The organism is Microvirga yunnanensis, from assembly GCF_025460875.1.
In genome coordinates this window covers 23,931-42,101 of record NZ_JAMXFI010000053.1, presented here as the reverse complement: position 1 = coordinate 42,101, position 18,171 = coordinate 23,931, and the positions used below count along the sequence as shown (strand labels likewise).

Sequence of the window (18,171 nt, the reverse complement as noted above, 5' to 3'; positions counted from 1 at the left end):
CCGGCGCGGCCGTTACTGCACGAGGGGCGGTTCCTCGCCCGCCGCGTCGGCCGCGGCGGTCCGGTCGGCCTGGCGGGAGATCTCGGCCAGATAGGGGCCGATCCCCTCGTAGCGGTCGAGGCGGCGGACGATCTTGGAGTCGATCTTGTTGTAGAGCTCCGCCACGCTGACCGAGCGGCGCTTGCGCCCCTTGCCTTCCGTGAACAGCCCGGCATTGGCCTTGGCGGCCTTCGGGAAGAGCTTGGAAGCCTTCATGTTCGGGTCCTGGTCGAGGACCTCGAGGAACCGGACGGCGCTGGAGGCGCCGAGGAAATGGGCCAGGTAGAGCTCGGCCTCGGCCAGCTCCCGCTCGCCCTCGGCCTGAAGGGCGCGCTCCACGTCCTTGATCAGCTCGCCGGCCATGAGGGCCGAGAAATACGGATCGGTGCGCAGGTTCATGATCCAGGTGCGGTCCCTGTCGCTCACGGAAGGCTCGCCGTCGACCGTCCTGATGGCTTCGGCCGCGGCGGCGAAGCCGTAATCGGCGGCGTGGAGCTGGACGATCTCGAGCCAGGTCCGGTCGATGAACTGGAACAGTCCCTGGGCGGACGAGGTGGGCGCCTTGGCCCCGGGCGAGAGGCTCGATTCCACGTCCGCCAGGGTCATCATGTAGACCGGGTCGACCCCGGTCACGTGAGCCGCCTTCAGGATGGAATGCACCAGCCAGCGCGGCACGGTGCGCCCGTTGAAGGGGATCAGCTCATCCGGATCGCCCGCCGTCTCGTCGGCCAGTTCCTGCGGCGCCGGCTTGACCGCATGCGGCTTCTTGAACGTGAAGGCACCCTCGAGGATCGCCTTGAAGAGGCCCGGCTCCTTGAGCAGCTTCGGGGTGAAATCCATCGACGCCGTGATGAGCGAGCCGGTGGTCAGCGGCTGCTCGGCGGAGGCCGCGACAGGCCTTGCCATGAGGGCGCTCGGGAGGGTGGCGACGGCCGCGGGTCCGGCCGCCAGGCCCTGAAGGCCCAGGAGCAGTCCCGCGGCCAAGGTCAAGTGAAGGAAGCGGCGACGTCCGGTCTTGCGCACATCCGCAACAGGCTGCGGAACCGCGCACAGCAGCGTTCTCGCGTTACTCATCATCACTTATCCCGCAACAGCCCGACCTGACGACCGGGCCTTCCCTTGTGTTGTTCTGGGACAAGGGTTGACGGGTAGATGTGACGAGAATCGGTCAGCTTGGCCGTAAGAAGTAGGATTTTGCTAACCGTGTCGGCATTTTCCCCGAAAAAATCCCGGGGGCCGGCCGGAAATTTAGGATGATTGCGCGACGAGCTGCGCGTTCGTCCGCTCGAGGCGCTTCGCGAGCTCCCGCATGATCGCCAGGGACATCTGCGGGAACTGCGCCAGGAGCTCCAGGAAAACCCGCTTGTCGATTCGCAGGGCCGTGGTGGGCTCGGCCGCCATGATCGTGGCCGAGCGCGGCGTGTCCGACAGGATGCCCATCTCGCCCACCAGGGCGTTGCTCCCGAGTTCGGCCACCTGGATGTCGCCCCCGGGCGTGTTGAGCAGGACGCTGGCCCGGCCGTCGAGGATCACGTAGGCGGCATCGGACGGGTCCCCCTGCGAGAAGAAGCGCTGCCCGTTGGAGAACTGGACCCGCTCGCTCGTGAAGGCGAGGAGCTTCAGGCGGGCCGGATCCACATCTCGAAACATGGGTACCTGCCGCAAGGACTGAACCTCTGTCTCAAGCGTCATGCCACCTCTCCTGTTATCCTCTGCGCGGCAGCCGGCTCAGGCCTGGCGGGCCTGGGAGCCGGAGCGGCCGTCTTGTCCGTAATGATTTGTCCGTCGCGGAAGCGCAACTGAACATCGAAAGCGCCTGCCTGTCGATCATTCGGAAGGACCATGAACAGGCTTTGTTGGTCGAGAAGCTCGAGCAGCAGCTCGAGCAGCTGCTGGCTGCGGGCCTCGTCGAAGGGTGAGAAGGCCCCGTCGATGACCATGATGTCCGGGCGCTTCACCAGGCAGCGCACGAGATTGACGCTCGCCCGCTCCTGCGGCGACAGGAGCCTGCCCGCCGTGCCGACCTGGTAGTCGAGGCCGACCCGCTCGATGCCCTCCAGGAGGTCGAGCTCCCGGACCACCGCGGCGATGGCCTCCGCGACGCGGGCGCGGGCATTGGCGACCTGGTAGCTGACGCGCCCGAACAGGAGGTTGTCCCGGAGCGGCGCCGCCGCGCAGTAGCGTTCGGGGTCGAGGAACTCCACCCCGTCGGAGCCGGCCTTCTCCAGGACCTCGCGGACAAGGGCCCGCGCCTCCACGATCCGGGTCGTGAGCTGGCCGTCCAGGAGGCCGAGGCGGTGCCGGGCCTCGACATAGGCGAGCGGCAGCGCCAGGAGCCGCGTCCGGTCCTCCCGCCTCAGGGTGCCCTCGCCCCTGCCGTGCCGGCGCAGGATCGCCTCGAACTCGGACAGCTCCTCGGCGCCGATGAACGAAAACTGCTCGAACAGCGAATGTCCGGGGGGCAGGCCTTCGAAGATCTCGGTCATGGTCTCGGCGATCTGTAGACCCATGCGGACGAGATCGTCGGTCAGCCCGGCCCGGTCGATGGCGCTGCGGAACTGGCCGTTCTCGGCCAGATTGCGCCCCCTGAACTCCTCCGAGATCGGCACCCCGAAGAGAAGATTCTCGGCGATGGTGGCCTGGCTGTTGTAGCGGTCCGGATCGAAGGGCTCGACCAGATCGGCCATGCCGTTCGACAGGAAGGTCTCGCGCAGCCGCCGCCGGGCTTCGACGACGCGCTCCGCAAGAGCCATGTGGCGTTCGGGATCGATCCTGCCCGCGAGGCCGAACAGGTAGACCGTGTCTCCCATGCCGATGCGGTCCAGAAGGTCGAGGAGGATCCGGTCGAGATCGTTCTCGTCCCGTGCGCCGACCCGCTCGTAATCCACCCAGCGGTCGCCGATGCTCTCGATCGGATTGCCGGTCTTGAACGCCTCGGCGATCCGAAGGTCCATCTCCTTCTTCTCCTCCTCCGAACGGGCCAGGGGCTTGGTCCGGAGGCCGTAGATCAGGTTGTCGCGGATGCTGCCGGGGAACAGGATGGGATCGACCCCCGCATAGGCGATCCGGCGACCGACCACGGGAACGGGCAGCTGGGTGAGGTCGCGGTCCCCGATCCGGATCCGCCCGCTGAACTCCGACATGCGGCGGGCCAGGATGCGCGCCAGGGAGCTCGCGGCCGCCCCGCCGTTGGACACCAGCGCGACGCTCGCAGGCAGGGTGACGGCGAAGGCGCCGCCCTCGATGATCATGTCGCCATGGGGACCGGCCACACGGATGTCCTCGGCCACGAGCTCGCCGACCAGGGGCTGATCCTCCTCGGCCTCCTCGCGGACCTCGACCAGCGGCACGAGCCGCTCCTCGGCGAAATGCTGGGTGACCTGATCGTATTTCACCTGAACGTCGAGACGCTGCTGGTCCCAGTCGATCAGCTCCTTCAAGGGCGGGGGCAGTTCCCGGTAGGCGCCGATGACGGCGACGAGCTGGCCGATGTCGAGGGTGCCGCGCAGGGCGAAATAGCCCCCGATGGCATAGAAGAAGAAGGGCGTCAGCTGCGCCAGGAAGTTGTTGAGGGATTTGACGAAGAATTTCCGGTTATAGATCTTGAGCCGGATGGTGAAGAGATTGAACAGCCGGTGTCCGATCTCCGCCCGCTCCCAGTTGTAGGCATTGTGGACGTGGACGACCTCGATGCCGTCCTGGACCTCGGCGATGCGTCCCGCCAGCTGACGGGAGGCGATCTGGCGCTGCTTGCCCAGGCGCAGGAGCTCGCGCCGCAGCTTCGGAATGATCGTGAACTGGACGGCGATCACCGCCAGGGCGATCAGGCCGAGCCACACGTTCTGGATCATGATGAAGGCAAGCGCCGTGATCGCCTGCATGCCGAGGAAGATCGGCGTGATGAAGGCATCCCCGATGAAGCCGCCGATCGGCTCGACCTCGTCCTTGATGATCGTCGCCGTCTCGGAGGATTTGACCGTGCGCAGGGCGTCCGGGGTGAACCGGAGCACCATGGAGAACAGGTCGAAGCGCATCCGGCGGAGCATCCGCTCGCCCAGAGCGCCCTTGGCCACGTTGATCCAGTACTTGAACGCCCCGTTGACGATGACGAAGAACAGGAACAGGGTCGAGAGGCCGAGGAGCAGGCCGAGCCGGCCGACCTGGAAGCCCTGGAAGATCTCCAGGGTCCCGCCCCCGAGCCATTTCGGCCATTCATAGCTCAGGTGAAGGAACGGGGCCGTGGCGTTGCCGTCCCGGAAGGCTTCGCCCTGAATCGCCTGGTTGACGATCTGCCGGGGCAGATCCAGGGACATGAAGTAGAACGGCAGGGAAGCGAGCACTACCGCGCAGACGATGAGCTGGTCGCGCTTTGAATGTGTCCAAATATACCTGAAGAGGCTCTTTTCCATTGCCCAACGGTTACCACTTCTGTACGCCTGGATGAACCTCTTTCCGATCTCGGGCGACGCCTTATTTGATCGATAGGGACCTGAGCGCGTCGTGCGGAAAAGTGGATCCGGTTCTCCGCCCCCGGCGATGTGCTACTTATAGGAGAGAGCATCGGAATCCATCCCAAGCGTGCAAATTCACCTTTGGATCCGGTGTTCTTGAAGGTAGAGAAGGCGGACGGGGCGTCGTTCGACCCGCCCGACTGACCGTAGGGGCAGCCGCATGGCAGACCTGGTGAAGGACTTCGATCAGGACGCAGGTCCTTCCCCGGTGCAGCCCGCGAGCAGCCGCGGAACCCGTGTCCTCATCTACAGCCACGACACCTTCGGCCTCGGGCATCTTCGCAGGTCCCGGGCGATCGCCAACGCCATCGTCCAGGGGCGTCCGGACACCTCGGTGGTCATCATCTCGGGCTCGCCGGTCATCGGCAATTTCGAGTTCGACAGCGGCGTCGACTACATCCGGATTCCGGGGGTCACGAAGCTGCCGGACGGGGATTACCGCAGCCTCAACCTCAACGTGGATCTCGACGAGGCCGTCGGCCTGCGCCAGGCCCTCATCCTTCAGGCCGCCAAGGCCTTCAGGCCGGACGTGTTCATCGTCGACAAGGAGCCGACCGGCTTCCGCGGCGAGGTCGTGCCGGCGCTCGATTATCTCAAGGCGGCGGGCTGCCGCCTCGTGCTCGGCATCCGCGACGTGATGGACGAGCCGGCTCTTCTCGTACCGGAATGGGAGCGCAAGGGCGCAAAGGAAGCCCTGGTCCAGTATTACGACGAGATCTGGGTCTACGGCCTCAGGGACGTCTATCAGCCCCTCAAGGCCCTCGACCTGCCCGCCCATGTGGAAGCGCGCATCACCTATACCGGCTATCTGCGCCGGGACGTCCCGCCGACCCCGTCCCTGACCCGCTACCCGAAGATCACGAAGCAGCCCTTCATCCTGGTGACCACCGGCGGCGGGGGCGACGGGGACGACCTGATCGACTGGGTGATCTCGGCCTACGAGGCCGACGCGGAGCTCGACCAGCCGGCTCTGATCCTGTTCGGCCCCTTCATCGACCGGGACACGCGCCGGTCCTTCGTGGAGCGCATCGCCAGGCAGCCGAAACTCGACGTGATGTCGTTCGACAACAAGATCGAATGGCTCATGAAGAAGGCGGACGCCATCGTGGCCATGGGCGGGTACAACACGTTCTGCGAGGCCCTGTCGTTCGACAAGCGCACGCTCATCGTGCCGCGCACCCGTCCCCGCCTCGAGCAGTACATCCGGGCCGTCGAGGGCGAGCGGCTCGGGCTCGTGAGCATGCTGAGCGACTACAAGGAGCCGCGCACGCCCGAGCGCATGGCCGCCGCCCTGCGCTCCCTGTCGTCGCAGCCGCGCCCGTCGGACGTCACGGTCCCGGGGCTTCTCGACGGGCTGGACCGGGTGCAGGAGCGCCTCAGGGCCCTGACGGATCCGCAGGCGCCGTTCGCCCCCTATCATCAGGCGGCCGAGTAACCGCCCCATGCTCGCCTCGACGACAGCCCGGCGCATCGCCATCGTGGTGAAAGGATATCCGCGCCTCTCGGAAACCTTCATCGCGCAGGAGATCCTGGCCCTGCAGCAGCGCGGCCTCGACCTCGAGATCTGGTCGCTCCGCCATCCGACGGAGCGGGCCGTGCATCCGATGCACAAGGCGATCGAGGCGCGGGTGACCTATCTGCCGGAATATCTCTACGAGGAGCCCCTGCGCGTGCTGCGCGGCGCCGTCTGGAGCCTGGGACAGAAGGGTTTCGCCCCCGCCGTCAGGGCGTTCTGGCGCGACCTGAAGCGCGATTTCACCGCCAACCGGGTGCGCCGCCTCGGCCAGGCCTTCGTGATGGCGCGGGAGATGCCGGAGGACGTCGGTCACCTGCACGTGCATTACCTGCACACGCCGGCGTCCGTCGTCCGGTACGCCGCGCTGCTCACGGGCCGGACCTGGACCTTCTCGGCCCATGCCAAGGACATCTGGACGACGCCGGACTGGGAGAAGCGCGAGAAGATGGCGGAGGCGCTCTGGGGGGTCACCTGCACGGCGCAGGGCGCCGGCAATCTCCGGTCGCTGTCCCGGCCCGATCGCGTCTCGCTCGTCTATCACGGGCTCGACCTCTCGCGCTTTCCGTCGCCTCCCGAAAGCCGCTCCGCCAGGAACGGCGCGGACCCGCTCGATCCCGTGCGCATCGTGTCCGTGGGTCGGGCCGTGGCGAAGAAGGGCTACGGCGACCTCGTCCAGGCTCTCGCGGCCCTGCCGCAGGACCTCCACTGGCGCTTCGCCCATGTGGGCGGCGGAGAGTTGCTCGCCAGCCTGAAGAGGCAGGCGCAGGAGGCCGGAATCGCCGACAGGGTGGCGTTCCTGGGCGCGAAGGCGCAGCCCGACATCATCGCGCTCCTGCGCGAGGCCGACCTGTTCGTGCTGCCGTCCAAGGAAGCCCGATCGGGCGATCGGGACGGTCTGCCGAACGTGATCATGGAGGCGGCGAGCCAGGGGCTCGCCATCGTGGCGACGGACTTCGCGGGGATTCCGGAATTCATCCGCAACGACCTGGAGGGCTGGCTCGTGCCGCCGGGCGATTGGGAGGCCCTGTCGAACGCGCTCAACCTCCTCGCCCGCGACCCCGAGCGCCGGACATCCTTCGGCGACGCGGCTTTCTCGCGCCTGCGCCGGGAGTTTTCCATGGAAGGCGGGATCGACGTGCTGGAAGCCCGCCTGCGCGCCGTGACGCAGAGCCCGACACGAGAACCGGAGCGCGTGTGACCCTCTCGAGGCCCGTTGCGTTCTACGCCCCCTTGAAGAGCCCGAACCATCCGCTGCCCTCGGGCGACCGCACCATGGCGCGCCTGCTGATGAAGGGTCTCGGCCAGGCCGGTTTCCCGCCTGTTCTCGCCAGCGAGCTGAGGACCCTCGAAAAGGCCGGCGACGGGCAGCGCCAGGATGAGCTCCGACGGCGCTCGCTGGCGGAAGCCGATCGCCTCATCGCCCGCTACAGGGCCTTGCCCGACGCGATGCGACCGCGTCTGTGGTTCACCTATCACGTCTATTACAAGGCGCCCGACTGGATCGGCCCGCCCGTCGCCGAGGCTCTCGGCATTCCCTATGCCGTTGCCGAAGGCTCGCGGGCGACCAAGCGCGCCCGGGGATCCTGGGCGCTCGGGCACGAAGGGTCGGAAGCGGCCCTCGACCGGGCCGACGTGGTCTTCGTGATGACGGCGCATGACCGGGAAGCCTTGGAGCGGGTCAAGCCGCAGCGGCAGGTTCTGGTCGACCTGCCGCCGTTTCTCGATCTGCGCGACTGGCCCGCGCCGCCCGCCCGCCCGCGGCCGGAAGCCCCGCCGCGCCTCCTGACGGTGGCGATGATGCGGGAGGGCGACAAGCTCGCCTCCTATCGCATTCTGGCCGCCGCCCTGGACCGGCTCCGGCACCTGCCCTGGACCCTGGACGTGGTGGGCGACGGCGAGGCCCGCGACGAGGTCGCGCGGCTTTTCTCCGGCATGGCGCAGCGCGTGCGCTTCCATGGGCGGATCGACGGCAGGGCCGATCTGGCGGCGTTCTACGGGAGCGCCGATCTCTTCGTCTGGCCGGCCGTCAACGAGGCCTACGGCATGGTGCTGCTGGAGGCGCAGGCCCTGGGCTGCGCGGTGGCTGCGGGCGCGTATGGCGGGGTCGCCAGCGTCGTGCGGAACGGCGAAACCGGAACGCTGACCGCTCCGGGCGACGCCGCGGCCTTCGCAGGAGCGTTGAGCGACCTTCTGGGGGACCGCGGACGGCTGCGGGAACTCGGCGCCAACGCGGTGCGGTTCGTCCGGCAGGACCGCGACCTCGATCATGCTTCTTTGCGCTTGCGCCGCGCGCTCGAACCGCTCACGGATGAGACGGGAGGATGACTTTGCGCGTTCTGATCGCCGTCACGCATCTGTTGGGCGCGGGCCACCTGACCAGGGCCGCCGCCCTGGCACGGGCCTTCGCACGGGAAGGGCACGAGACCACCCTGGTGTCGGGCGGCAGCCCCGCCCGCCTGTCCGATCTCGGCACCGCCACCCTGGTTCAGCTGCCCCCGGTGCGAACGGTCGGAACGGATTTCAGGACGCTGCTCGACGAAGACCTCGCGCCCGTGGATGCAGCCTATCTCGCAAGCCGCCGCGCCCTCCTCCTCGACACACTGAAGACGGTGCGGCCCCATATCCTCGTCACCGAACTGTTTCCCTTCGGGCGGCGCGTTCTGGCCGACGAGTTCCGCGCGCTGATCGAGGCCGCGCGCAAAACCGATCCGAGCCCGCGGATCGTGTGCTCGATCCGGGACATCCTGGTGCCCTCCTCCAAGGCGTCGCGGATCGCCGAGGCCCATGAACGCGTGCTCCGGCATTACGACGCCGTCCTGGTCCACGGGGATCCGGAGCTGGTGCCCCTGGACGCCTCGTGGCCCGTGGACGAGCGGATCGGGCCGCTCATCCGCTACACCGGCTACGTGGACGAGAACGAGGGCCCGGTGCCGGAAGCCCGCCGGCACGGGATCGTCGTCTCGGGCGGGTCGAGCGCCGCGAGCCTGCCGCTCTACCGCGCGGCCCTCGCGGCGGCCCGGGAGATCACCGACCGTCCCTGGCGCATCCTCGTCGGACGGGGCGTGGCCGAGCCCGACTTCCTGGAGCTTCGGGCGGGCGCTCCGGCGCACGTGGTTGTCGAGCGCGCGCGGCCCGACTTCCGGGCCCTCCTCGCCGGGGCCGATCTGTCCGTGAGCCAGGCCGGGTACAACACCGCCGTCGACCTGCTGCGATGCGGCGTGAGATCGGTCCTCGTGCCGTTCGAAGCCGGCCAGGAGACGGAACAGCGCCTGCGGGCCGAGCGCCTGGCGGCCCTGGGTCTGGCGGACATCCTGCCCGAGGCGGACCTGTCGCCGACGAACCTCGCCCGGGCGATCCGGCGCGCGCTGTCGTGGCCATCCGCCCGGAGGCCGGCCGTGTCCACCGACGGCGCCCGGCGGAGCGTCGCCCTGGCCGAGGAGCTGGCGCAGTCCCGGCCGGCGCTTCACCGGGCCCTGGACTGGTCGCCCCTCGACCGGGCGCTCGACCGGGCCCGGGACAGGGATTGCCCGGTCGGCTTCTGGTGGCGGGACGACGACGCGGTGGCCGATACCCCCCAACTCGACCGGCTTCTCGGCCTCGCCCGCCGGTACGAGGCCGGGATCGGCCTCGCGGTGGTGCCGGCGGGAATCGAGGCCTCCCTTGCGGCGCGACTGGCGCAGGAGCGGACAGCGTTCGCCCTCGTCCATGGATGGAGCCATGCCAATCATGCGCCCGCGGGCGAGAAGAAGGCGGAATTCGGCCGCCATCGCGGCCTGGACGTCATGGCGGCGGACCTGGAACGGGCTCTGCACGGGGCGCGGGAGCGCCTCGGATCGAGGCTCCTGCCGGTCTTCGTGCCCCCCTGGAACCGGATCTCCCGGGATCTCGTCGCCGGCCTGCCGCGGCTGGGATTCCGGGGCATGTCCGCCTTCACGGACCGGGCATCCGCCCATCCCGTGCCGGGTCTCCTTCAGATCAACACCCATGTGGATCCCATCGACTGGCACGGGACGAGAGGCCTGGCCGATCCGGCCTCGATCATCGCCGATCTCGCCAGCGCGGTCGAACGGCGCGCGACGGGCCGGGCGGATCGCGGCGAGCCGATCGGGTTCCTGACCCACCATCTCGCCCATGACGACGTCATCTGGTCGTTATGCGAAAGGCTTATCGCCCACCTGGCCGCCAGAGACATACGTTTCCTGTGTCCGGATGCCTGTTTCGGCTTGGAAACAAGATCACAATTGAGATCTAATGGGATCTGATGCGTTATGCTCATAGATCCTGGAGGAGCATATGGAAGCGCCACTCCTGTCGGTACGCCAGCTGACAGTTGACTTCAGCACCGATGCCGGAGACTTCCGCGCGGTCGACGGCCTGACGTTCGACATTCCCAAGGGGAAGACGGTGGCGCTCGTCGGCGAGTCCGGATCGGGCAAATCGGTCACGGCGCAGGCCATCCTCCAGATCCTGTCGAAGAAGGCCAGGATCACCAATGGATCGATCCTCTTCAACGATCCGGCCAACGGCGGCGCCGTCGACATCGCGGCGCTCGCGCCCGAGAGCGACGCCATGCATGCTCTGCGCGGCGGGCGCATCGCCATGATCTTCCAGGAGCCGATGACGTCCCTGTCCCCGCTCCACACCATCGGCGACCAGATCTCCGAAGCGCTGATGATCCATGCGGATGTGGATCAGGCCACGGCGGACCGGAAAACCGTGGACGTGCTGGCCCGGGTCGGATTTCCCGATCCCAAGCGGGCCCTCACCACCTACCCGTTCGAGCTGTCCGGCGGTCTGCGCCAGCGCGCCATGATCGCCATGGCGCTCATCACCCGCCCGGCCCTCCTGATCGCGGACGAGCCCACAACGGCGCTCGACGTGACCACGCAGGCGCAGATCCTCGATCTCATCAAGGAACTCCAGATCGAGACGGGCATGTCGGTGCTCCTCATCACGCACGATCTCGGCGTGGTCGCCAACGTGGCCGACGAGGTCGTGGTCATGTATCGCGGCAGGATCATGGAGGCCGGCTCCCGGGAGAACATCTTCCGCAATGCGCAGCACGCCTATCTCCAGGCGCTCATGCGCGCCGTCCCGCGCTTCGCCATGGGGGAGAACGAGCGGCTGACGCCGATCCGCGAGGTGAAGAGCGCGGCTCTCGCATCCGCCGGCGCGCCGCAGCGCATCCAGCCGCAAGGTCCGATCCTGAAGGCCGAGCACCTCACCAAATGCTTCACGCTGCGGTCGGGATGGTTCTCCGGCAAGACGCAGCAGATCCGCGCGGTCAGCGAGGTCGATCTCACCCTTCCTGTCGGGAAAACCCTGGGACTCGTGGGCGAATCCGGCTGCGGCAAGACCACCGTGTCCAAGATGATCATGCGGGCCCTGACGCCCAATTCGGGCCGCGTCCTCTTCGACGACGGCACGGGCCCGAAGGACGTGCACAAGCTGGAAGGCGACGTGCTGACCGCCTACCGCCGTTCCGTGCAGTTCATCTTCCAGGATCCGTTCTCGTCGCTCAATCCGCGCATGACGGTCTACGAGCTGCTGACCGAGCCCCTGCGCATCCACGACATCGGCACCTCGGACGAACGCTACCAGCGGGTGAAGCAGCTCCTCGACATGGTGGGGCTCGATCAGCGCTCGCTCCGGCGCTACCCGCATTCCTTCTCCGGCGGCCAGCGCCAGCGGCTCGGCATCGCGCGGGCGCTCGCCCTCGAGCCGCGGGTGCTGCTCTGCGACGAGCCGGTCTCCGCCCTGGACGTGTCGGTCCAGGCGCAGGTGCTCAACCTGCTCAAGGATCTGCAATCGGCCCTTGGATTGTCCTACCTCTTCGTGTCCCACAATCTGGCCGTCGTGGACTACATCGCCGATACCATCGCGGTCATGTGCCGGGGCTACATCGTCGAGGAGGCGCCGAAATCCTCCCTCTTCCGCAATCCGGTTCATCCCTACACCCAGGCGCTTCTCGCCGCCGTGCCGGATCCCGACATCGACCGCCCGCTGGACTTCGCCAAACTGCGGACCGGCCGCTTCTCGCAGCCGTCGGAATGGCCCGAGCCCTTCCGCATCAAGCCCGGCGAGTTCGGCGCAATGAAAGAAATCGAACCCGGCCACAAGGTTCGCGTGGGGCACCTGACAGCCCGGGAGGCTGCGTGATGCTGCTCGATATCAGAACCAGACCGCTCGTCCTGGCCGCCGCTCTCGCATGGCTGGCGCTGCCCGCCGCGGCGCAGGATTTCAAGGACGTTCCCTTCTTCGCCGAGCAGGTGAAGGACAAGAAGCTGCCGCCCCTGGCCGAGCGGTTGCCGAAAACCCCCATCGTGGTCGATTCGACCGGCCGGTACGGCGGCGACATGGTCACCCTGGTGCCGCGGCCGCGCGACATCCGCTACATCTCGACCTACACCTACACCCGGCTCGTCGGCTACGACAGGGACCTGCATCTCAAGCCCGACCTGCTCGAGAGGTTCGAGAACGAGGACGACCGGGTCTTCACGTTCACGTTGCGCGCCGGCCATCGCTGGTCGGACGGCTCGCCCTTCACGGCGGAGGATTTCCGCTACTACTGGGAGGACATCGCCCAGAACGCGGATCTCTCGCCCGCCGGCCCGCCGGAATTCATGCTCGTGGACGGCGCACCCCCGCGCTTCGAGGTCCTCGACGAACGGACGGTGCGGTTCACCTGGGACAAGCCCAATCCGCGCTTCCTGCCGCAGCTCGCCGGATCCCTCGACCCGGGAATCTACCGCGCCTCCGCCTATCTGAAGCAGTTCCACGCCAGATATGCCGACAAGGCCGCCATCGACGAGAAGGCCAAGCAGCAGAAGCTGAAATCCTGGGCCGCCCTGCACAACCGCATGGACGACATGAAGGAGCAGACCAACCCGGCCCTGCCCACGCTAATGCCCTGGCGCGTGACGAACGCGGCGCCGGCCAACCGCTTCGTGTTCGAGCGCAATCCCTATTACCACCGGGTCGACCACGAGGGGCAGCAGCTGCCCTATGTGGACCGGCTCATCATGGATGTCTCGGCCCCGGGCCTCTTCGCGGCCAAGGCCAATGCGGGCGAGCTCGATCTCCTGTTCCGCGGCCTCTCCATGAGCGACATCCCGGTCCTGAAGGAGGGCGAGAAGGCCAAGGGTTACACCACCCTGCTCTGGCCCTATGCCCGCGGCACGGAGCTTGCGCTCTATCCCAATCTCAACACCGTGGACCCGGTCTGGCGCCAGCTCAACCGGGACCTGCGGTTCCGCCGCGCCCTGTCGCTCGGCATCGACCGCAAGACGTTGAACAACGCGCTGCTGTTCGGGCTCGGCACCGAGGGCAACAACACCATCGTGGCGGAAAGCCCGCTCTTCTCCGCCGAGCTGCGCACGGAGAATGCCGGCTACGATCCGCGCGAAGCCTCCCGCCTTCTCGACGAGATCGGCCTGACGAAGCGCAATGGCGCGGGCATCCGCCTGCTGCCCGACGGGCGCGAGCTGGAGATCATCGTCGAGACGGACGGCGAGAGCAGCCTCGTGGTCGACGGCCTGACCCTGATCGGAGAGTTCTGGCGCGAGATCGGCGTCAGGCTCTTCGTGAAGCCGCAGGACCGCACCGTCCTGCGCAACCGCTCCTACGCGGGCCTGACCGTGATGGTCGCGGCCCCGGGCCTCGACAACGCGATCCCGACCGCCATCATGCCGCCGACCGAACTGGCTCCCATGCGCCAGGACAACTACACCTGGCCGAAATGGGGCCAGTACGTGGAAACCAAGGGCAAAAACGGCGAGCAGGTCGACATTCCGGAGGCGCAGCGCCTTCTCGATCTCTACACGACCTGGATGAACACCGGAAACCGGACCGTGCAGCGGGACGTCTGGACCGAGATGCTCCGCAATCACGCCGAGAACCAATGGTCCATCGGCACGATCTCCGGCGCCCTGCAGCCGATCGTCGTCCGCAACGGCCTGCAGGGGCTTCCGGCCAAGGCCCTCTACAGCTGGGAGCCGACCGCGATGGTCGGGATCTACCGCCTGGACGAGATCCACTGGAACAAGACCGCCGGCAAAGAGGCCCGCCGATGATCCGCTTCCTGTCGCGTCGCATCCTCACCATGGCGGTGACCCTGCTGATCATCTCGGCCCTGATCTTCTTCATCATCAAGCTGCCGCCGGGGGACTTCCTGTCCAATCAGATCGCCGAGCTGCGGGCCCAAGGCGAATCCGCCTCCATCGCGAAGGCCGAGTTCCTCATCAAGCAGTACGGGCTCGACAAGCCCGCCTGGCAGCAATACCTGGTCTGGCTCGGCGTCATGCCGGGCCCGAACGGCTTTTCCGGCCTTCTTCAGGGCGATTGGGGCTGGTCCTTCGAGTACGACAAGCCCGTGGTCGAAGTGGTCGGCGACGCCCTGTGGCTGACCCTCCTCGTGAACCTCGCGGTGGTGATCTTCATCCACGTGGTGTCGATCCCGATCGCGATCTATTCGGCCACCCGGCAATATTCCGTGGGCGATTACCTCGCCACCTTCATCGGCTATATCGGCCTTGCGACCCCGAGCTTCCTGCTCGCGCTGATCCTGCTCTATTACATGAACCGGTGGTTCGGCGTCTCCATCGGCGGGCTCTACGACGCGGAATATGCGGGCGAGCCCTGGACCTGGGCCAAGACCCAGTCCCTGCTCTCGCATCTCCTCGTCCCGACCGTCGTGATCGGGCTCGGCGGAACGGCCGCCATGATCCGGCGCATGCGGGCGAACCTGCTCGACGAGCTCGGAAAGCAATATTACGTGACCGCGAAGGCCAAGGGCCTCGGCCCCACCAAGGCCCTGCTGAAATATCCCTTCCGCATGTCGCTCAACCCCTTCATCGCCGATATCGGCAATCTCCTGCCGCATCTGGTGTCCGGCTCGGTTCTCGTCTCCCTGGTCCTGAGCCTTCCGACCGTGGGGCCGATCCTGCTGAGCGCGCTGAAGAGCCAGGATCAGTTCCTGGCCGGGTTCATCCTCATGTTCGTCGCCTTGCTCACGGTCGTCGGCATGCTGATCTCCGACCTTCTGCTCGCCTGGCTCGATCCGCGCATCCGGATGGGAGGCGGACGATGAACACGGCCATCACCTCCAAGCGGCATTACGTCGATCCGGCGCCCTTCGATCCCGGCAAGACCGAGCCCGTCGGGGCCGAGAGCGAGAGCTTCTACCGCGCCTCGTCCTGGCAGCTGATGTGGTGGAAGTTCCGTCGCCACAAGGTGGCGGTGGCCGCAGCCTTCGTGCTCCTGTTCTTCTACGCGATCGTGCCCTTCGTCGAGGTGATCGCCCCCTACAACCAGACCAAGCGCCACGGCGACTTCCTGTATGCGCCGCCGCAGGGCGTGCATCTGTTTCATGAAGGCCGCTTCGTCGGGCCCTTCACCTATCCCTACAGCTACAGCTTCGACCTCGAGAGCTTCCGGCGCGTCTACACGCCCGACACGTCGAAGCCGCAGCCCATCCGGTTCCTGTGCCGGGGCGATGCCTACCAGTTCTGGGGCCTCTGGCAGATGGATGTCCACCTCGTCTGCCCGCCCGAGAACGGCACCCTGTTCCTGCTCGGCACCGACCGGCTCGGGCGCGACCTGCTCTCGCGCATCATCTACGGGGCGCGCATCTCGCTCACCATCGGGATCGTGGGCATCGCCGTCTCGTTCGCGCTCGGCCTCTTCTTCGGCGGGCTTGCCGGCTATCTCGGCGGATGGGTCGATCACGTGATCCAGCGCATGATCGAGATTTTGCGCTCGCTCCCGGAACTGCCCCTCTGGCTCGCGCTCTCCGCCGCCCTTCCGGCGAACTGGAGCCCGATCCTGGTGTTCTTCGGCATCACGATCATCCTGGGCCTGCTCGACTGGCCGGGGCTCGCCCGCGCCGTGCGCTCGAAGCTGCTCTCCCTGCGCGAGGAGGATTTCGTCAAGGCGGCGGAACTGATGGGCGCCTCCAAGCAGCGCATCATCGCCCGCCACCTCATCCCCAACTTCATGAGCCACCTCATCGCCTCGGCGACGCTCTCGATTCCCTCCATGATTCTCGGCGAGACCGCCCTCTCCTTCCTGGGCCTGGGCCTGCGCCCGCCCGTGACGAGCTGGGGCGTGCTGCTCAACGAGGCGCAGAACCTCGCGGCCGTGCAGCTGCATCCCTGGCTGCTCTTCCCGATGGTGCCGGTGGTGATCGTGGTGCTCGCCTTCAACTTCATGGGCGACGGCCTCAGGGACGCGGCGGATCCCTACCACTAGGGCATCGGGTCCGATGCTCCCATCCCGAAGCCGCCTCGTGCCGGTGATCGCGATCCGGTGGGGCGCGGTGCTTTTCGTGATCGGGATGGCCGGGACGAGCCCGGCCATGACGTGGGGAGGGTCGTGGGGAGGGTCGTGGGGAGGGTCGTGGGAGGGTGTTCGCACCGGGCCGCACACACACCACGTCATCACCGGGCTTGTCCCGGTGATCCCGATTGTTTGAGGCGCGGCGCTTTTCCGCATCGGGATGGCCGGCACAAGGCCGGCCATGACGTGGGGAGGGTGGCGGGACGGGCGGAAGGTGCCATAACGTGGAGGGTGTCAGTGCCCGCCTCTTGCCGGCCATCCCGATTGTCCGACGCGCCAGCCGGAAGACCTGTTGCCCTTCACGCACGAGAATGCGAGACACCCGGCATCGATAGCGATTGCAGAGGTGTTTCGTGGCCCAGTACCGGATTGATGCGTCCCCCGAGACCATTCACTGGGGCTCTTTCGATGCGGCCCTCGAGCCGCTGCTGACGGTCGATTCCGGCGATACGGTCACGATCTCGACCGTGTCCGGCGGCCCGGAGGCGATGCCGGGGGCGCCGTTCGTGGTTCCGCAGGCGCTGACGGACATTCATGCGGCGCACCGGCCGAAGCTGCCGGGCCACATCTGCACCGGGCCGGTCGCCGTGCGGGGCGCCAGAGCCGGTCAGGTTCTCGAAGTCCGCATCAAGGACGTCGCCCTGCATTACGACTGGGGCTTCACCTATTCGGCTCCGCTCAAGGGGGCCCTGCCGGACGATTTCGACGATATCCACTTCATGACCATCCCGCTCGACCGGGAGCGGATGACCGGGCGGCTGCCCTGGGGCCTGGACCTGCCCCTGAAGCCGTTCTTCGGCGTGATGGCGGTCGCTCCTCCCGCCGCCTGGGGGGCGCTGAGCACCCTGCCGCCGCGGCGCAACGGCGGCAATCTCGACAACAAGGAGCTCGTGGCCGGCACCACCCTCTACCTGCCGATCCACGTGGACGGCGGCTTGTTCTCCGTCGGCGACGGGCACGGGGTTCAGGGCGACGGCGAGGTCTGCGTCACGGCCATCGAAACGGGTCTCATCGGCACCTTCGAGCTGCACCTGCGCGAGGACATGCATCTCACCTGGCCCATGGCCGAGACCGCCACGCATGTGCTGACCATGGCGTTCGATCCGGATCTCGACGATTGCGTGGTCATCGCGCTGCGCAGCATGATCGAGCTGATCGTCGCCCGCACGGGCCTCACCAAGGCGGAGGCCTATGCCCTGTGCAGCCTCGCGGCGGACCTGCGCATCACCCAGGTGGTCAACGGCAACAAGGGCGTGCACGTGATGCTCGACAAGAGCCTGCTGCAGAAGGCGCAGCGCTGATCTTTCGCTGCCCCATTACCTGCCAGGTCATTTCCTTCGCGTCGGACCGCGCCCATTGTGGCCGCCGCAACCGAAGCGAAGGAGACGACGATGAAGCTCGATAGCACTCTCAGGTCGGCCGTGACTCAGGGAAGCCCGCGGGATCCCGTGACCTTCGTGGTGACGATCGGCCTCAAGCCGGGCTGCGAGGAGGCATTCCTCGACCTTCTGACGCCTGTGCTCGATGCCATGCGCCACGAGACGAGCTTCATCAATGCCGTCCTGCATCAGGATCCCGAGGACCCGACCCGGTTCATGATCTACGAGACCTGGTCCGATCTCGACGACGTGGTCGAGGTTCAGATGCACCGGGACTACCGCATGGCCTATTGGGAGCATCTGTCCGACCTCCTGCGCGAGCCGCGGCAGGTCCAGACCTGGAAGCCCATGCGCCGGGATTTCGCGTTCTTCGCCGGGTGGTGAGCCGGCC

Annotated in this window: 13 protein-coding genes; 10 read left to right on the top strand and 3 right to left on the bottom strand. The window is 67.3% G+C overall.

Going from position 1 to position 18,171, the window contains the following annotated elements:
• Nucleotides 1–12: 12 nt before the first annotated feature.
• The 3 genes from NF876_RS23590 to NF876_RS23580 all read right to left on the bottom strand — a co-directional run bounded on the left by NF876_RS23590 (nucleotide 13) and on the right by NF876_RS23580 (nucleotide 4,448).
• Nucleotides 13–1,113, bottom strand: a complete 1,101-nt coding sequence (locus NF876_RS23590; RefSeq protein ID WP_262270939.1) for a transglycosylase SLT domain-containing protein — start codon at nucleotides 1,111–1,113, stop codon at nucleotides 13–15.
• 174 nt (nucleotides 1,114–1,287) lie between these two features.
• Nucleotides 1,288–1,731 (bottom strand): Crp/Fnr family transcriptional regulator, encoded by a 444-nt coding sequence (locus tag NF876_RS23585; protein ID WP_173945044.1) that lies wholly within the window; start codon nucleotides 1,729–1,731, stop codon nucleotides 1,288–1,290.
• Nucleotides 1,728–4,448: an ABC transporter ATP-binding protein/permease gene (locus tag NF876_RS23580; RefSeq protein WP_262270938.1), complete on the bottom strand. Its 2,721-nt coding sequence runs from the start codon at nucleotides 4,446–4,448 to the stop codon at nucleotides 1,728–1,730. Before NF876_RS23580 ends, NF876_RS23585 begins: the two co-directional genes overlap by 4 nt.
• A gap of 262 nt (nucleotides 4,449–4,710) precedes the next feature.
• Between NF876_RS23580 and NF876_RS23575 the strand changes: the two genes are divergently transcribed.
• From NF876_RS23575 to NF876_RS23530, 10 genes are all read left to right on the top strand, one after another.
• Nucleotides 4,711–5,985, top strand: coding sequence for a glycosyltransferase family protein (locus NF876_RS23575; RefSeq protein ID WP_262270937.1), 1,275 nt, complete (start codon nucleotides 4,711–4,713; stop codon nucleotides 5,983–5,985).
• Nucleotides 5,986–5,992: 7 nt separating this feature from the next.
• Entirely contained in the window at nucleotides 5,993–7,264 is a 1,272-nt protein-coding gene (locus tag NF876_RS23570) for a glycosyltransferase (protein WP_262270936.1), read from the top strand.
• A complete protein-coding gene (locus tag NF876_RS23565) occupies nucleotides 7,261–8,391 on the top strand; it encodes a glycosyltransferase family 4 protein (RefSeq protein ID WP_262270935.1) in 1,131 nt (376 codons plus the stop codon). The genes NF876_RS23570 and NF876_RS23565 overlap by 4 nt, the downstream gene beginning before the upstream one ends.
• The gene (locus NF876_RS23560; protein ID WP_262270934.1) at nucleotides 8,388–10,328 is read left to right on the top strand and encodes a glycosyltransferase; all 1,941 of its coding nucleotides are present in this window, start codon (nucleotides 8,388–8,390) and stop codon (nucleotides 10,326–10,328) included. Before NF876_RS23565 ends, NF876_RS23560 begins: the two co-directional genes overlap by 4 nt.
• A gap of 31 nt (nucleotides 10,329–10,359) precedes the next feature.
• Nucleotides 10,360–12,225, top strand: a complete 1,866-nt coding sequence (locus tag NF876_RS23555) for an ABC transporter ATP-binding protein (RefSeq protein WP_262270933.1) — start codon at nucleotides 10,360–10,362, stop codon at nucleotides 12,223–12,225.
• Nucleotides 12,225–14,138, top strand: a complete 1,914-nt coding sequence (locus NF876_RS23550) for an ABC transporter substrate-binding protein (protein WP_262270932.1) — start codon at nucleotides 12,225–12,227, stop codon at nucleotides 14,136–14,138. Before NF876_RS23555 ends, NF876_RS23550 begins: the two co-directional genes overlap by 1 nt.
• Nucleotides 14,135–15,154, top strand: a complete 1,020-nt coding sequence (locus NF876_RS23545) for an ABC transporter permease (protein ID WP_262270931.1) — start codon at nucleotides 14,135–14,137, stop codon at nucleotides 15,152–15,154. Before NF876_RS23550 ends, NF876_RS23545 begins: the two co-directional genes overlap by 4 nt.
• A complete protein-coding gene (locus tag NF876_RS23540; RefSeq protein ID WP_262270930.1) occupies nucleotides 15,151–16,314 on the top strand; it encodes an ABC transporter permease in 1,164 nt (387 codons plus the stop codon). The genes NF876_RS23545 and NF876_RS23540 overlap by 4 nt, the downstream gene beginning before the upstream one ends.
• A gap of 440 nt (nucleotides 16,315–16,754) precedes the next feature.
• Complete coding sequence (locus NF876_RS23535) at nucleotides 16,755–17,702, top strand: acetamidase/formamidase family protein (protein WP_262270929.1); 948 nt, start codon at nucleotides 16,755–16,757, stop codon at nucleotides 17,700–17,702.
• A 90-nt stretch (nucleotides 17,703–17,792) separates the two neighbouring features.
• A complete protein-coding gene (locus NF876_RS23530; protein WP_262270928.1) occupies nucleotides 17,793–18,164 on the top strand; it encodes a putative quinol monooxygenase in 372 nt (123 codons plus the stop codon).
• The last annotated feature ends 7 nt before the right edge of the window (nucleotides 18,165–18,171 follow it).

Coding starts and splice junctions, on each gene's coding strand:
- NF876_RS23545 (WP_262270931.1), top strand. CDS start 14,135: ATGATCCGCTTCCTGTCGCGTCGCATCCTCACCATGGCGGTGACCCTG.
- NF876_RS23570 (WP_262270936.1), top strand. CDS start 5,993: ATGCTCGCCTCGACGACAGCCCGGCGCATCGCCATCGTGGTGAAAGGA.
- NF876_RS23585 (WP_173945044.1), bottom strand. CDS start 1,731: ATGACGCTTGAGACAGAGGTTCAGTCCTTGCGGCAGGTACCCATGTTT.
- NF876_RS23555 (WP_262270933.1), top strand. CDS start 10,360: ATGGAAGCGCCACTCCTGTCGGTACGCCAGCTGACAGTTGACTTCAGC.
- NF876_RS23590 (WP_262270939.1), bottom strand. CDS start 1,113: ATGAGTAACGCGAGAACGCTGCTGTGCGCGGTTCCGCAGCCTGTTGCG.
- NF876_RS23530 (WP_262270928.1), top strand. CDS start 17,793: ATGAAGCTCGATAGCACTCTCAGGTCGGCCGTGACTCAGGGAAGCCCG.
- NF876_RS23540 (WP_262270930.1), top strand. CDS start 15,151: ATGAACACGGCCATCACCTCCAAGCGGCATTACGTCGATCCGGCGCCC.
- NF876_RS23575 (WP_262270937.1), top strand. CDS start 4,711: ATGGCAGACCTGGTGAAGGACTTCGATCAGGACGCAGGTCCTTCCCCG.
- NF876_RS23550 (WP_262270932.1), top strand. CDS start 12,225: ATGCTGCTCGATATCAGAACCAGACCGCTCGTCCTGGCCGCCGCTCTC.
- NF876_RS23580 (WP_262270938.1), bottom strand. CDS start 4,448: ATGGAAAAGAGCCTCTTCAGGTATATTTGGACACATTCAAAGCGCGAC.
- NF876_RS23560 (WP_262270934.1), top strand. CDS start 8,388: ATGACTTTGCGCGTTCTGATCGCCGTCACGCATCTGTTGGGCGCGGGC.